The sequence below is a fragment of the Streptomyces sp. NPDC041205 genome, assembly GCF_055591765.1.
In genome coordinates this window covers 107,107-121,154 of record NZ_JBVIZH010000002.1, presented here as the reverse complement: position 1 = coordinate 121,154, position 14,048 = coordinate 107,107, and the positions used below count along the sequence as shown (strand labels likewise).

General features: G+C 71.3%; 13 protein-coding genes. 7 read left to right on the top strand and 6 right to left on the bottom strand.

Features of this window, described 5'->3' with window-relative positions; translation table 11 throughout:
- Positions 1-97 precede the first annotated feature (97 nt).
- From frr to ACZ6BG_RS07475, 7 genes are all read left to right on the top strand, one after another.
- Positions 98-655 carry a ribosome recycling factor gene (gene frr / locus ACZ6BG_RS07505; protein WP_030361995.1) on the top strand — a complete coding sequence of 186 codons (558 nt, stop codon included), beginning with the start codon at positions 98-100 and terminating at the stop codon, positions 653-655.
- Between the two features lie 47 nt (positions 656-702).
- Entirely contained in the window at positions 703-1,839 is a 1,137-nt protein-coding gene (locus tag ACZ6BG_RS07500; protein WP_468998236.1) for a phosphatidate cytidylyltransferase, read from the top strand.
- Between the two features lie 104 nt (positions 1,840-1,943).
- Positions 1,944-3,050 (top strand): dual-specificity RNA methyltransferase RlmN, encoded by a 1,107-nt coding sequence (gene rlmN, locus ACZ6BG_RS07495; protein ID WP_468451908.1) that lies wholly within the window; start codon positions 1,944-1,946, stop codon positions 3,048-3,050.
- Positions 3,051-3,308: 258 nt separating this feature from the next.
- Positions 3,309-4,391 carry a thiamine ABC transporter substrate-binding protein gene (locus tag ACZ6BG_RS07490; RefSeq protein ID WP_468998234.1) on the top strand — a complete coding sequence of 361 codons (1,083 nt, stop codon included), beginning with the start codon at positions 3,309-3,311 and terminating at the stop codon, positions 4,389-4,391.
- Positions 4,367-6,112 carry an ABC transporter permease gene (locus ACZ6BG_RS07485; RefSeq protein ID WP_468998232.1) on the top strand — a complete coding sequence of 582 codons (1,746 nt, stop codon included), beginning with the start codon at positions 4,367-4,369 and terminating at the stop codon, positions 6,110-6,112. The genes ACZ6BG_RS07490 and ACZ6BG_RS07485 overlap by 25 nt, the downstream gene beginning before the upstream one ends.
- Positions 6,112-7,179, top strand: a complete 1,068-nt coding sequence (locus tag ACZ6BG_RS07480; protein WP_468998229.1) for an ABC transporter ATP-binding protein — start codon at positions 6,112-6,114, stop codon at positions 7,177-7,179. The genes ACZ6BG_RS07485 and ACZ6BG_RS07480 overlap by 1 nt, the downstream gene beginning before the upstream one ends.
- A gap of 70 nt (positions 7,180-7,249) precedes the next feature.
- The gene (locus tag ACZ6BG_RS07475) at positions 7,250-8,041 is read left to right on the top strand and encodes a maleylpyruvate isomerase family mycothiol-dependent enzyme (protein ID WP_468998225.1); all 792 of its coding nucleotides are present in this window, start codon (positions 7,250-7,252) and stop codon (positions 8,039-8,041) included.
- A gap of 46 nt (positions 8,042-8,087) precedes the next feature.
- On the opposite strand, the gene ACZ6BG_RS07470 is transcribed toward ACZ6BG_RS07475, so the two are convergent.
- The 6 genes from ACZ6BG_RS07470 to ACZ6BG_RS07445 form a co-directional block, all read right to left on the bottom strand.
- Entirely contained in the window at positions 8,088-9,215 is a 1,128-nt protein-coding gene (locus ACZ6BG_RS07470; protein WP_468998222.1) for an LOG family protein, read from the bottom strand.
- A gap of 37 nt (positions 9,216-9,252) precedes the next feature.
- Positions 9,253-9,657 (bottom strand): VOC family protein, encoded by a 405-nt coding sequence (locus ACZ6BG_RS07465; RefSeq protein ID WP_468998219.1) that lies wholly within the window; start codon positions 9,655-9,657, stop codon positions 9,253-9,255.
- A gap of 164 nt (positions 9,658-9,821) precedes the next feature.
- Entirely contained in the window at positions 9,822-11,015 is a 1,194-nt protein-coding gene (locus ACZ6BG_RS07460; protein ID WP_468998217.1) for a hypothetical protein, read from the bottom strand.
- Entirely contained in the window at positions 10,997-11,815 is an 819-nt protein-coding gene (locus ACZ6BG_RS07455) for an ABC transporter ATP-binding protein (protein WP_468998214.1), read from the bottom strand. The genes ACZ6BG_RS07460 and ACZ6BG_RS07455 overlap by 19 nt, the downstream gene beginning before the upstream one ends.
- 203 nt (positions 11,816-12,018) lie before the next feature.
- Positions 12,019-13,401 (bottom strand): aspartate aminotransferase family protein, encoded by a 1,383-nt coding sequence (locus ACZ6BG_RS07450; RefSeq protein WP_468998210.1) that lies wholly within the window; start codon positions 13,399-13,401, stop codon positions 12,019-12,021.
- The gene (locus tag ACZ6BG_RS07445) at positions 13,386-13,895 is read right to left on the bottom strand and encodes an Lrp/AsnC family transcriptional regulator (protein WP_468451888.1); all 510 of its coding nucleotides are present in this window, start codon (positions 13,893-13,895) and stop codon (positions 13,386-13,388) included. Before ACZ6BG_RS07445 ends, ACZ6BG_RS07450 begins: the two co-directional genes overlap by 16 nt.
- Between the last annotated feature and the right edge of the window lie 153 nt (positions 13,896-14,048).

The following is a 14,048-nucleotide window of genomic DNA, read 5'->3' as shown; positions in this document are numbered from 1 at the left end:
CAAAGCCCTGCCGGTCGGACACCGTGCAGGAAAGAGACGCGACGCAGCCGGCCGATCCTTGGAAGCCGGGCCTACTCAAGACACGCAGGAGCAAGTGGTGATCGAAGAGACCCTCCTCGAGGCCGAGGAGAAGATGGAGAAGGCCGTCGTGGTCGCCAAGGAGGACTTCGCCGCGATCCGTACGGGCCGTGCCCACCCGGCGATGTTCAACAAGATCGTGGCCGACTACTACGGCGCGCTGACGCCGATCAACCAGCTGGCCTCGTTCTCGGTGCCCGAGCCGCGCATGGCCGTGGTGACCCCGTTCGACAAGACCGCCCTGCGCAACATCGAGCAGGCGATCCGCGACTCGGACCTGGGCGTCAACCCGAGCAACGACGGCAACATCATCCGAGTGACGTTCCCCGAGCTCACCCAGGACCGTCGCAAGGAGTACATCAAGGTCGCCAAGACCAAGGCCGAGGACTCCAAGATCTCGATCCGTTCGATCCGCCGCAAGGCCAAGGAGGCCTTCGACAAGGCGATCAAGGACGGCGACATCGGCGAGGACGAGGGGCGTCGCGCCGAGAAGGAGCTCGACGACACCACGTCCAAGTACGTCGCCCAGGTGGACGAGCTCCTCAAGCACAAGGAATCCGAGCTGCTCGAGGTCTGATCGAGTCCGACTCGACGTCCGATCTAGGTCTGAGGAATCCGAATTCCGTGAACGACACTTCCTGGGGGGCGCCGCCCAGAGCCGGGTACTGGGGGGCGCCCGACCAGGGACCGGTCCAGGGTGCTGCCCCGGCGGGTCCCGCATACGATGCGCAGGATGCACTGACTCCTTCGGAGACTCAGCCCATGCCCATCGTTCCCGACGTAGCCGCGAGCGGCGGACACCAGGACGACGACCGGGGGGCTGCTCAGCCGAGCGGCCCCCTGTTCCGTGACGGGATGCCGCCCGCGCCCTCAGCGCACCCCGCGCAGAAGCCGCAGGAGCCCATGACCGGCGCAGCACAGCCCGCCCCAGCCCCGCCGAAGAAGAAGAGCGCGGGCCGTGACCTCGGGGCGGCCATAGGTGTCGGCGTGGGTCTCGGCGCGGTCATCGTCGCCTCGCTGTTCATCGTGAAGGCCGTCTTCGTCGGTGTCATAGCGGTCGCCGTGGTCGTCGGCCTCTGGGAGCTGACGTCACGCCTCGAAGAGCGCAAGGGCATCAAGGCGCCGCTCGTACCGCTCGCGGTGGGCGGCGCCGCGATGGTTGTCGCCGGGTACGTCCGCGGGGCCGAGGGCGCCTGGGTGGCGATGGCGCTGACCGCCCTCGCGGTACTCGTCTGGCGTATGACCGAGCCGCCCGAGGGCTATCTGAAGGACGTCACGGCCGGTGTCTTCGCGGCCTTCTACGTCCCGTTCCTCGCGACGTTCGTCGCGCTGATGCTCAAGGCGGACGACGGTCCGCAGCGGGTGCTCACCTTCCTTGTCCTCACGGTGGTCAGCGACACCGGCGCGTACGCGATCGGCTGGCGCTTCGGCAAGCACAAGCTCGCTCCGCGCATCAGCCCCGGCAAGACCCGCGAGGGTCTGCTGGGCGCGGTGACCTTCGCGATGGCGGCGGGCGCGCTGTGCATGCACTTCCTGATCGACGACGGGACCTGGTGGCAGGGCCTGCTCATCGGCCTCGCGGTGGCGGCGAGCGCGACGCTCGGGGACCTTGGCGAGTCCATGATCAAGCGCGACCTCGGCATCAAGGACATGGGCACGCTGCTGCCGGGCCACGGCGGCATCATGGACCGCCTGGACTCGCTGCTGCCGACGGCGCCGGTGGTGTGGCTGCTCCTGGTGGCGTTCGTCGGCACCGGCTGATCCTCGCCGCTCGTCGACGCCGCTGACCTGCGGTTTCGTGCGAAGGGGTCCGTTATCCACAGGGTGCGGGCCTCTCGTCGTATCTCTGGGACAATGGACTCACCATGCCTAAGCCCGGAGAACTCACTTTCGTCGCGCCCCGTGGAGCCAAGAAGCCGCCGCGGCACCTCGCCGACCTCACGCCCGCCGAGCGGAAGGAAGCCGTCGCCGCGACCGGCGAGAAGCCGTTCCGCGCCAAGCAGCTCTCGCAGCACTACTTCGCCCGGTACGCCCACGACCCCGAGCAGTGGACGGACATCCCGGCCGGTGCGCGCGGCAAGCTCCAGGAGGCGCTGCTTCCGGAGCTGATGTCCGTGGTGCGGCACATCAGCTGCGACGACGACACCACCCGCAAGACGCTGTGGCGCCTGTTCGACGGCACGCTGGTGGAGTCGGTGCTCATGCGCTACCCCGACCGGGTCACCATGTGCATCAGCTCGCAGGCGGGCTGCGGGATGAACTGCCCGTTCTGCGCGACGGGCCAGGCCGGTCTCGACCGGAACCTGTCGACCGCCGAGATCGTGCACCAGATCGTCGACGGCATGCGGGCCCTGCGCGACGGCGAGATCCCGGGCGGCCCGGCCCGCCTGTCGAACATCGTCTTCATGGGCATGGGCGAGCCGCTGGCGAACTACAACCGCGTGACCGGCGCGATCCGCCGCCTCACCGACCCCGAGCCGGACGGCGTGGGCCTCTCGCAGCGCGGCATCACGGTGTCCACGGTCGGCCTGGTGCCCGCCATCCACCGGTTCGCGGACGAGGGCTTCAAGTGCCGCCTCGCCATCTCGCTGCACGCGCCAGACGACGAGCTGCGCGACACCCTGGTCCCGGTCAACACGCGCTGGAAGGTGCGCGAGGTCCTGGACGCGGGCTGGGAGTACGCGGCCAAGTCGGGCCGCCGCCTGTCCATCGAGTACGCCCTGATCCGGGACATCAACGACCAGGCATGGCGTGGTGACCGGCTCGGACGGCTGCTCAAGGGCAAGCCGGTGCACGTCAACCTGATTCCGCTGAACCCCACGCCCGGCTCGAAGTGGACGGCGTCGCGGCCCGAGGACGAGAAGGCCTTCGTCGAGGCCATCGCGGCCCATGGAGTGCCGGTCACCGTCCGTGACACCCGCGGCCAGGAGATCGACGGGGCGTGCGGGCAGCTCGCGGCGGCCGAAAGGTAGTCCCGCGCGGCCGAAAGGAGCCCCGCGGCGACCGAGAGGTAGTCTGGCGGGCGTCAGTACATCTTCATATTCCGACAGGGGAGCGCCACAGCGCTGAGAGTGCGGTAATCGGCCGCAGACCCTCTGAACCTCGCCCAGGTCATTCTGGGTAGGAAGTTCGGTCGCTACTCAAGCTGTTGCGCCCTGCCCGGGACACCGATCCGTCGGTCCCGGGCGGGGCCGCGTCTCTTCCTGGTCAACTCCAGGAGGAATGTTTTCGTGAGCACCATCAAGAAGGCCTCGGTCACGGCGGTCGCCGTGGGGCTCGGGCTCGTCGCGGTCACCGCGTGCAGCTCCGACAGCGGCTCCAAGGCGTCGGACTCCAAGTCCGTGACCCTGGTGACGCACGACTCCTTCAACGTCTCCAAGGGCGTCCTGAAGGAGTTCGAGAAGACCTCCGGCTACAAGGTCCGCGTCCTGGAGGACGGCGACGCCGGGCAGGCCGTGAACAAGGCGATCCTGTCCAAGGGCAATCCCCAGGGCGACGTCTTCTTCGGCGTCGACAACACCCTGCTCTCCCGGGCGCTCGACAACGACGTCTTCGAGCCGTACGAAGCCAAGGGCGCGGACCAGATCCTGCCGCAGTACCGGCTCGCCGGGGGCGAGAAGGGCGTCACGCCCATCGACTCCGGCGACATCTGCGTGAACTACGACAAGAAGTACTTCACCGACAAGAAGCTGGCGCCGCCGAAGACGCTCGACGACCTGATCAAGCCCGAGTACAAGAACCTCCTGGTCACCGAGAACGCCTCGACCTCCTCGCCCGGCCTCGGCTTCGTGCTCGGCACGGCCGCGAAGTACGGCGACGACGGCTGGCAGTCGTACTGGAAGAAGCTGAAGGCCAACGGCGTCAAGGTCGTCGACGGCTGGGAGCAGGCCTACAACGAGGAGTTCTCCGGCTCGGCCGGCGGCAAGAAGGCCAAGGGCGACCGGCCGCTCGTCGTGTCGTACGCCTCGTCGCCGCCCGTCGAGGTCCTCTACGCCAAGCCGCAGCCCAAGGTGGCCCCGACGGGTGTCGCCACCGGCACCTGCTTCCGCCAGATCGAGTACGCGGGCCTGCTCAAGGGCGCGAAGAACGAGAAGGGCGGCAAGGCGCTCCTCGACTTCATGATCAGCAAGAAGTTCCAGGCAGATCTGCCGCTCCAGATGTTCGTGAACCCCGCCGTCAAGGACGTGCCCCTGCCGAAGCTGTTCACCCAGCACGGCGTGACGGTCGACAAGCCGCAGACGATGGCCCCCAAGAAGATCGCCGACAACCGTGAGCAGTGGGTCAAGTCGTGGACCTCGCTCGTTCTGAAGTAGCCGAGCCCCGTTCCGGCAAGGTCCGTCGGGGTCTTCCCGGGGGGCGGCGCGGGAGCGCGGCTCGGCTCGGCCTCATGGCCCTGCCCGTCGCGTTCTTCGGCGTCTTCTTCGCCTATCCGGTCGCCGCGATCGTCGCGCGCGGCCTGAAGCCGGACGGGAGCTGGCGGTTCGGGCGGATCACCGAGGTTCTCGGGCAGTCCGACATCCAGCAGGTGCTGTGGTTCACCACCTGGCAGGCGCTCGCGTCGACCGCGCTCACGCTCCTCGTCGCGCTCCCCGGCGCGTATGTCTTCGCGCGCTTCGACTTCCCCGGAAAACAACTGCTCCGAGCCGTCGTCACCGTGCCGTTCGTGCTCCCGACGGTCGTCGTCGGCACGGCCTTCCTCGCGCTGATCGGGCGCGGCGGCCTCTTCGACGAGCTGTTCGGGATGCGCCTGGACACGACGGTGTGGGCGATCCTGCTCGCGCACGTCTTCTTCAACTACGCCGTCGTCGTCCGCACGGTCGGCGGGCTCTGGGCACAGCTCGACCCGCGTCAGGAGGAGGCCGCGCGGATGCTCGGCGCCTCCCGCGCGCGGGCCTGGCGGACGGTGACGCTGCCCGCGCTCGCACCCGCCGTCGCGGCGGCCGCGCTGATGGTCTTCCTGTTCACGTTCACGTCGTTCGGCGTCGTCCAGATCCTCGGCGGACCGGCGTACTCGACCCTCGAAGTCGAGATCTACCGGCAGACCGCGCAGCTCCTGGACCTGCCGACCGCCGCCGTCCTCACGCTCGTGCAGTTCGCGGCGGTCGGCGCGGTCCTCGCCGTGCACGCCTGGACGGTGCGTCGGCGCGAGAGCGCGCTGAAGCTGGTGGACGCCTCGGCGACGGTGCGGCGGCCGCGCGGCGCCGGGCAGTGGAGCCTGCTCGGCTTTGTGCTCCTGACCGTCGCGCTGCTGATCCTGCTGCCGCTCGGCGTCCTGGTGCAGCGGTCGTTCGACGGGCCCGACGGCTACGGATTCCTGTACTACGAGACGCTGCGGTCGGCCGACGGCGGGGCGTTCCTCGTCCCGGCCATCGACGCGATCGGGAACTCACTGCGGTACGCGGTCGTGGCCACGGCCATCGCGGTGGTCATCGGCGGGCTCGCGGCGGCCGCGCTCACCCTCCCCCGGCCTCGAACAGGCTCGGCCGGGGGGACCCCCGGCGCGGGGCGGCTCGTGCGCGGGTTCGACGCGCTCCTGATGCTGCCGCTCGGCGTGTCCGCGGTGACCGTCGGCTTCGGCTTCCTGATCACGCTCGACAAGCCGCCCCTCGACCTGCGGGCGTCCTGGATCCTGGTGCCGCTTGCGCAGGCGCTGGTGGGCGTGCCGTTCGTCGTCCGCACCATGCTGCCCGTCCTGCGCGCGGTGGACGGACGGCTGCGGGAGGCGGCGGCCGTGCTCGGGGCCTCGCCGCTGCGGGCCTGGCGGGAGGTCGACTTCCCGCTGGTCAGGCGCGCGCTGCTGATCGCGGCGGGCTTCGCCTTCGCGGTGTCGCTCGGCGAGTTCGGCGCGACGGTGTTCATCGCCCGGCCGGACAACCCGACGCTGCCGGTCGCGGTGGCGCGGCTGCTCGGACGCGCCGGGGACCTCAACTACGGGCAGGCGATGGCCCTGTCGACGATTCTGATGCTGGTGTGCGCGGTGTCGCTGCTGCTCCTGGAGCGGTTGCGTACGGAACGTACGACGGGAGAGTTCTGATGACGGCCACGCAGGCGAAGCCCGACGCGACCGGCGCCGCCTCCGACGCGCTGCTGCGCCTTGAGGACGTGACGGTACGGTTCGGGGCCCGCGCCGCCCTGGACGGGGTCGGCCTCGACGTCGCCGAGCACGAGATCGTGTGCGTGCTCGGGCCGAGCGGCAGCGGCAAGTCGACGCTGCTGCGGGTCGTGGCCGGGCTCCAGGGCCCGGACGCCGGACGGGTCGTGCTCGGCGGGCGGGACCAGGGCGGGGTGCCCGCGCACAAGCGGGGCGTCGGCCTGATGTTCCAGGACCACCAGCTCTTCCCGCAGCGGGACGTGGCGGGGAACGTCGCCTTCGGGCTGCGCATGCACGGCGTCCCGCGCGCGGAACAGGCCCTGCGGGTCGCGGAGTTGCTCGACCTGGTGGGGCTGCCGGGCGCGCAGAAGCGGGCCGTGTCCGCGCTGTCGGGCGGCGAGCAGCAGCGCGTGGCGCTCGCCCGCGCGCTCGCGCCGCGCCCCCGCCTGCTCATGCTCGACGAACCCCTCGGTCAGCTCGACCACTCGCTGCGCGAACGCCTCGTCGTCGAACTGCGGGAACTCTTCGGCGAGTTGGGCACCACCGTGCTCGCCGTCACGCACGACCAGGGCGAGGCGTTCGCGCTCGCCGACCGGGTCGTGGTGATGCGGGACGGGCGGATCGCCCAGTCCGGCACGCCCCTGGAGGTGTGGCGGAACCCCGCCGACGAGTTCGTGGCGCGCTTCCTCGGCTTCGACAACGTGGTCGACGCGACCGTCACCGGTGAGGCCGCGGACACGGTGTGGGGGAAGGTTCCGGTGCCCGACGGGACCCGGCAGGGGGAGTGCCGACTGCTCGTACGACCCGCCGGGGTGCGGCTCGTGGGCGCGCGGGACGGGCTCGCGTGCGCGGTCGCGGCGCGTACGTTCCGGGGCACCCATGTCGCCCTCCAGTTGGAGCCCCCGGGTGGGCCGAGGCTCGAAGCGGCGTGCGCGCTGCGGGACGCGCCGGCCGTGGGGGAGACGGTGGGGGTCACGTTCGACTCGGGTGATGTCGTGGTGCTCGGCTGAGGGTCGCCGCCGGGCCGCGGTGGCGGAAACCCGGCTGCCGGGGCGCGGAAGGCCGACCTATGGTTCGGCCATGACGAGACTTGGATACGACCGGTACCGCGAAGAAGTAAGCCGACAGCTCGCGCTGTTCCGGCAGACGCTGGCCGGGGCCGATCTGACGGTCACCGTGCCGACCTGCCCCGAGTGGACCCTCGGGCAGTTGGCCCGGCACACCGGCGGTGCCGTGCGGTGGGTCGAGGCGCATGTGCGGACCCGGGCCGAGAAGCACGTCCCCGAGTCGGACGTCCCGGACTTCGAGGGCCCCGGCGACGACGACCCCGCCGCGCTCGACGCGTGGCTCGCCGAGACCGTGGAGCTGATCGACGCGGCCTTCGCGGGGGCCACGGGGGAGACCGCCGTGTGGACGTGGGCGGGGGAGCACACCGCCGAGTTCTGGGCGCGGCGGATGACGCACGAGGTGGCCGTGCACCGGGCCGACGCGGCGATCGCCGCGGGGGTCGAGTACGTCGTCGCGCCCGAGGTCGCCGCCGACGCGATCGACGAGTGGCTGGAGATCGTGCAGTACGTCCAGCGGACCCAACTGTCGGACAACGCGGTGGAGTTGCGTGGGGGTGGGCGGACCATACATCTCCACGCGGTGGACGCGGACGCCTCGCTCGACGCGGAGTGGGTGGTGGAGCTCACCGAGGAAGGGGTGGTGTGGCGGCGGGCCCACGAGAAGGCCGATGTCGCCGTTCGGGGGCCGTTGACCGAGGTCCTGCTCGCCTTCTACCGGCGGCGGGGGCTGGACTCCGGGCGGGTCGAGGTGCTGGGGGACCGGGAGCTGCTGGAGTTCTGGCTGGAACGGGCCTCGTTCGGATGAGCGTCGCCGTGACGACGCCGTCGGCCTGGGCTGTGCCCACCCGGGCCTAGCCCCCGCCGATGGACGCCAGCGTCGTCGCCGCCTCCCCCACATCCGCCACCAACGCGATCCGGGACTCCATCTCCCGGCCCGCCGCCAGGGACTGGAGGAGGGGCCAGGCCGGGAGGTGGTGGGTCCAGTGGTGGGTGTCGACCAGGACCATCGGGGTCGGGCCGCCGCGGGACTCGTAGTAGTTGGGGGCCGCGTTGTCGAAGATCTCCTGGACGGTGCCCGCGGCACCCGGCAGGAAGACGACGCCCGCGTTGGACCGGGCGAGCAGACCGTCCTCGCGGGTGGCGTTGGCGAAGTACTTGGCCAGGTGCGAGGCGAAGGCGTTCGGCGGCTCGTGGCCGTAGAACCACGTCGGGATGCCGACGGAAGGGCCGCCGGAGGGCCACAGCTCGCGCACCTGGAAAGCGGCCCGCGCCCAGTGCGTGATCGACGGCGTGAACGACGGCTCCTTGGCGAGGATGGCGAGCGCCTCGTCGAGCATCGCGTCGTCGTGCGGCGCCGCGTACGCCCCGAGGTTCGCCGCCTCCATGGCCCCGGGCCCGCCGCCGGTGGCCACCGTGAACCCGTCCCGCGCGAGTTGCCGCCCGAGCCGGGCGGCCCCCGCGTACTCCTCGGTGCCCCGGGCCATCGCGTGGCCGCCCATGACGCCCACCACCCGCTGCCCGTGCAGGAGTTCGTCGAGGGCGTCGGAGATGGAGTCGTCGTGCACGGCGCGCAGCATCGAGGCGAAGACGTTCCCGTCGGCCTTGGACCGCTGGAACCAGGCGTACGCGCGAGAGTCCGGCGTCGCCTCGTACCCCCCGTCGGCGAGCCCCGCGAACAGTTCGTCCGGTGTGTAGAGGAGCCCTCGGTACGGGTCGAACGGCAGCCCCGGGACGGGCGGGAAGACCAGAGCCCCAGAGGCCCGGACGCGCGCGGCGGCGTCCTCCTCCATGGGGCAGCCGAGGAAGACGGCACCCGTGGTGTCCGCGGTGAGCAGCGCGGCCGTACGGCCCGTCAGGTCGACGGCCTGGACGCGGTGTCCGGCGAGCGAACCGCCCGCCGCGACGATCTCGTCGAACTCGGTGAGTGTCTCGATCTCACGGTCGCCGGGGTGCGGGGCGGATGCTTCGGAGGGCGGCATCCGCCCATGCTATGCACCCCTGGGACACAGGCTCGGATCAGCCCTCGACCTGCGTCGGGTCCATCCAGATGACCTCCCAGGTGTGGCCGTCCAGGTCGTCGAACGCCCGGCCGTACATGAAGCCGTGGTCCTGGGTCTTGCCGTCCGTGGCGCCCGCCGCGACCGCCTTGTCGACGAGCGTGTCCACGGCCTCGCGGCTCTCGGCGCTCAGCCCCACCAGGACCTCGCTGGTCTTCGTGGCGTCCGCGATCTCCTTCGTCGTGAACTGCGCGTAGTGCGACTTGCTGAGCATCATCGCGACGATCGTGTCGCTGATCTGCACACAGGCGCTGTCGTCCGTCGAGAACTGGGCGTTGAGCTCGTAGCCGAGGCTGGTGAAGAACTTCTTGGAGGCCTCGACGTCGTTGACGGCCAGGTTCACGAAGATCATCTGCTGGTACATGTGCGTCTCCCGTGGGGTGCGTGCCTTGTGCAAGCGCCTGTGTGCGTCTTACGCAGGATTAGACGGCCCTCCGGCGCGGAACTCATCGCCCTTCGCGAAATTTCTTGTACGAGTTTTCGAGAGCGCCGGAACCCGGGGCACGCCGGGCGGGGGAGCGGCCCCGCTCAGCGCACGAGCGGCATCGCCGACAGCTCCGCCACCAGCCACGTCACCGGCCCGAACACCGCGAGCAGCGCCCCCGCCCGCAGTGCCGCGCACCCCCGCAGGAGCGCGGCGGGCGCCCCGAGCCGCAGCAGCGCCGCCGTGGTGTCGGCGCGGGCGTGCCGCGCCTCGACCGCGGCCGTGGCCAGCGTCAGGACGGCGCAGCCCGCGACGACCACGGCGCCGAGCGTGGTGAGCGGGCCGATGTCCGAGCCGCCGCCCGCCGTGTCGGCGTACAGGGTGCGGGCCGCGTACGCGCCCGACGCCACCGCGCACACCACGCCCAGCGGCCGCCCGATCCGCCGCGCCTCCTGCTGGAGCACGCGCCCCGCGAGCAGCCGCAGCGCCCCGGGCCGCACGGCCTGGAGGATCCGCCCGCACAGATGGGTCAGGGCGGGCCCGGCGAGGGCGAGGCCGAGGGCGGTGAGCCCCCACCCGGCGAGCGCGCCGACGGGGCTGCCGGCGAGCCCGCCGGGCAGGCGCGGGCCCGAGCCGTCGTCGGCGCTGCTCGCGTACGTCTCGGCGGCGAGCCCGGCGGCGAAAAGGGCGACGCCCCAGGGCAGCCCGCCGGGGGCGGCGGTCGGCGGCGCCAGGTCGTAGGGACCGGCGTCGGGCTCGGTGTCGGGCGCCGCGTCGGATCCGGGCCGGGCCCGGCGCGGGCGCAGCACGAGGGCGCTGGCCACGGACGCGGCGAGCGGCACGAGCGCGAGCAGGGTCAGGGCGGCAGCGAGCGGCAACGGCCGGTCGGCGGCGAGGAGTTCGGCCGCGGCGCCGTCGAACGGCAGGCCCGTCAGGTCGCCGCGCAGATGCAGGAAGAACAGCAGCGCGAGCATGGAGCCGAGCGTGCAGGCCACGGCCGTGGTCATGGCGGAGATGACCATGAGTCGGCCGGGCCCGAGCCCGATGGAGGCGAGCCCGGGGCGCGGTCTGGTGCCGGGGTCGGTACGGGCCACGGCGACGGCGAAGTAGACGGTGGCGGCGAGCGGGGCGGCGCACCAGGCGAGCCGGAGCACGGCGCCGGTCGACCCGGCGTGACCCATCGCGTATCCGAGGGCGCACAGGAGCAGGAAGCCGGTTCCGGCCGCCGCGGCGGCGACCAGGAGCCTGCGCAACTGGACCAGGGGGTGGGAGCCGCGGGCTAGGCGGAGAGCGAGCACGCGGCCCGGCCTTCCGTGTCGGAGTCGGTGGGGGTGGCCGCGGCGGCGCGAGCGGCGGCGCGGGAGCTCTTCGCGGCCCCGGCCCGCCCGCCGGGCCCGGCCTCGTCCCCCGGCAGATGCACCGTGTGCACGCGCCGCCCGTCGAGCAGCGTCACCGTGCGGTCGGCGAGGGACGCGACCTCGGCGTCGTGGGTGGCGAGGACGACGGTGATGCCGTGCGAGCGGGCCGCCGTCGTCAGGGTGCGCAGGACGTGCGCGCGGTCGGCGCGGTGCAGCGGCGCGGTGGGCTCGTCGGCGAAGAGCACGGACGGCGCGCAGGCCAGGGCGCGGGCCACACAGACGCGTTGGCGCTCGGCCTGGGTGAGGGCGTACGGGCGTTTGCGGGCGCAGTCGCCGATGTCGAGGCGCTCGAGCCACTCGTGGGCGGCGGTGCGGGCGCCGCGCCGGGCGCCGCCGCGCAGCATCAGGCCGAGGGCGGCGTTCTCCCAGGCGTTGAGTTCGGGGACGAGCCGGGGCTCGGGGTCGATCCAGCCGAACTTGTCGCGGCGCAGCCGTTCGCGGGCGAGCGGGCCCATGGTGTGCACGGGCGCGGAGTTGAACCACACCTCGCCCTGGCGGGCCAGGAGCTGGCCGGACAGACAGCGCAGGAGCGTGGTCTTGCCGCTGCCGCGCGGGCCCCCGACGGCCAGGATCTCGCCCTCGCGGACACCGAGCGAGACGCCGGTGAGCGCGGCGGATCCGTTGAGTGTGACGTGCAGGGCTCGTGCCCACAGCACGTCGTTGTCCGGCGGGGCCACCATGGCGTACACCTCGGTTCAGATCAGATTGCCTCCCCCGTACGGGGGAACGAAGGCTGGGCCGATCGGTCACTGGGCACGCTAAGGATTCGGCGCCGGGGGCCGGACAAGGACGCGGCCCGGGTGCGCCCATCTCACTCGGATGGGTGCACCCGGGCCGGTCGCGGCGCTCGGGGCGGGGCGGCCCCGGAAGGGGCCGCGGTGGCTCAGATCTTGGTCCAGGCCTCCGTCAGGACCTGCCGCACGATGCCCTCGATCTCGTCGAACGTCGACTGGTCGGAGATCAGCGGCGGCGACAGCTGGATGACCGGGTCACCGCGGTCGTCGGCGCGGCAGTACAGGCCGTACTCGAAGAGCTTCTTGGAGACGAAGCCGTAGAGCACGCGCTCCGACTCCTCGTCCGTGAAGGACTCCTTGGTGGCCTTGTCCTTGACCAGCTCGATGCCGTAGAAGAAGCCGTTGCCGCGGACGTCGCCGACGATCGGCAGGTCGTGCAGCTTCTGCAGCGTCGTCAGGAAGTTGGCCTCGTTGTCGAGCACGTGCTGGTTGAGGCCCTCGCGCTCGAACAGGTCGAGGTTGGCGAGGCCGACGGCTGCGGAGACCGGGTGGCCGCCGAAGGTGTAGCCGTGCAGGAAGGTGTTGTCGCCCTTGTAGAACGGCTCGGCGATGCGGTCCGAGACGATCGCGGCGCCGATCGGGGAGTAGCCCGAGGTCATGCCCTTGGCGCAGGTGATGATGTCGGGGACGTAGCCGAACTTGTCGCAGGCGAACATCGTGCCGAGGCGGCCGAAGGCGCAGATGACCTCATCGGAGACGAGCAGCACGTCGTACTGGTCGCAGATCTCGCGTACGCGCTGGAAGTACCCGGGCGGCGGCGGGAAGCAGCCGCCCGCGTTCTGCACCGGCTCCAGGAAGACCGCGGCGACGGTCTCGGGGCCCTCGAAGAGGATCTCCTGCTCGATCTGGTCGGCGGCCCAGCGGCCGAAGGCCTCGGGGTCGTCGCCGTGGATCGGGGCGCGGTAGATGTTGGTGTTCGGGACCTTGTGGGCGCCGGGCACGAGGGGCTCGAAGGGGGCCTTCAGAGCGGGCAGACCGGTGATGGACAGGGCGCCCTGCGGGGTGCCGTGGTAGGCGACCGCGCGCGAGATGACCTTGTACTTCGTGTGGTTGCCGGTGAGCTTGTGGTACTGCTTCGCCAGCTTCCAGGCGGTCTCGACGGCCTCGCCGCCACCGGTGGTGAAGAAGACCTTGTTCAGGTCGCCGGGGGCGTGGTGGGCGAGGCGCTCCGCCAGCTCCACGGCCTTGGGGTGGGCGTACGACCAGATGGGGAAGAAGGCGAGGTCGGCGGCCTGCTTGGCGGCGACCTCGGCCAGCTCGCGGCGGCCGTGGCCCGCCTGGACCACGAACAGGCCCGCGAGGCCGTCGAGGTACTTCTTGCCCTTGTCGTCGTAGATGTAGGTCCCTTCGCCACGCACGATGGTGGGAACGGGCGCGTTCTCGTACGACGACATGCGGGTGAAGTGCATCCACAGGTGGTCGTACGCGGTCCGGCTGAGGTCCTTGGTGCTCACGGCTATCGGGTTCCCCACATGTAGGTCTGCTTCTTGAGCTTGAGGTAGACGAAGCTCTCGGTGGAGCGCACGCCGGGGAGCGCGCGGATCCGCTTGTTGATGACTTCGAGCAGGTGGTCGTCGTCCTCGCAGACGATCTCGACCAGGAGGTCGTGCGAGCCCGCGGTCATCACCACGTACTCCGCCTCCGGCATGGCGGCCAGGGCGTCCGCGACCGGGTCCACGTCACCCTCGACGTCGATCCCGACCATCGCTTGGCGCCGGAAGCCCACGGTGAGCGGGTCCGTCACGGCCACGATCTGCATCACACCCTGGTCGAGCAACTTCTGCACCCGCTGGCGCACGGCCGCCTCGGAGAGGCCGACGGCCTTGCCGATGGCGGCGTACGGACGGCGGCCGTCCTCCTGGAGCTGTTCGATGATCGCCAGGGAGACGGCGTCGATCGACGGGCCGCTGCCACCGCGGGAGCTGCTGGGGTCTGCGCTTCGACTTGCCACGACTTCACTGTGCACGACGTCTCGTCTGTTCCGCAAGCCCGGAGCGATGAAATTCGTTGTTCGGAAACTCCATGGGCACGGATTTCGCAGATATGGGCGGCTGGGTATGTTGAAAGCGTCGGTACACCGACTAGGGTGGGTGTCTCATCCACTGGACAGGAGGGCTTG